Source organism: Streptomyces sp. S3(2020), assembly GCF_013044505.1.
In the GTDB taxonomy this organism is placed as follows: domain Bacteria; phylum Actinomycetota; class Actinomycetes; order Streptomycetales; family Streptomycetaceae; genus Streptomyces.
Genome location: NZ_JABERD010000554.1, coordinates 1 through 768, shown reverse-complemented (window position 1 = coordinate 768; position 768 = coordinate 1). Strand labels below are relative to the sequence as shown.

Sequence of the window (768 nt, the reverse complement as noted above, 5' to 3'; positions counted from 1 at the left end):
CCAAGGAGGCCGACGAGACCGAGGGCGCGGACTTCCTCCCGTTCATGGAAATGGTCCTCGACATCGCCGAGCCGTGCCTCCCGTCGGATCTCCCCATCTCGCCCCCGCCGGAGAAGGTGGAGGCGAGGGAGCCCGGCGGCACCGTCCCGCCCGAGGAGCCCCTGCCCGTGCCCGTCCCGGACGACCCGGTCCCCACCAGCGCGCCCAGGGACCCCGAGGCCGCCAAGCAGGAGACGGAACTGAGCTCCGCGGAGAAGTGCGAGGCCCCTCTCCACGTCGACCGCATCACCAAGGCCCTCAAGAAGAACCCCGACCCCACAGCGGCACAGGTCGCCAAGGCACTGCACGGCCTCGGCTACATCGAAGAGCGTGTCCACACACCCCGAGGCACCGCCGGTCCCGTCGAGTTCACTCTCGATCTGCGCGTGATGGACGGCCAGCTGTGCCTGTCCGGCAGCACCACCGGCACGAGGACGATCATCGAGGCGTACGGCGGCTCCCCGGAGGTCGAGTGCCAGGACGTGCGCCGCACGAGCTGAGCGACGGGAGCCTCAACGCCCCGGTCGGCGCGGGTGAGTTCGTACTCGACCTCACCCTCCTCGGACCTCTCGGACCCCTCGATCGCGTCATCGTGTGACGCCCCGTCGTTGTCCAACGCGAACAAGGCGTCGATGTCGGCGGCGACCTCGGTGCGCGAGCCTCGTCATCGTTCCGGCGAACAGGTCAGCGAGCGTTCGAGTCGTGTCCCACCGACCCCGACCCCGACCC

General features: G+C 70.1%; 1 protein-coding gene. It reads left to right on the top strand.

All coding sequences use genetic code 11. The annotated features are described in order from the left end of the window. Positions 1–539 (top strand): hypothetical protein (locus HLK59_RS51845; protein ID WP_240983121.1); only part of this gene is annotated, 539 nt, incomplete at its 5' end. Positions 540–768 lie beyond the last annotated feature (229 nt).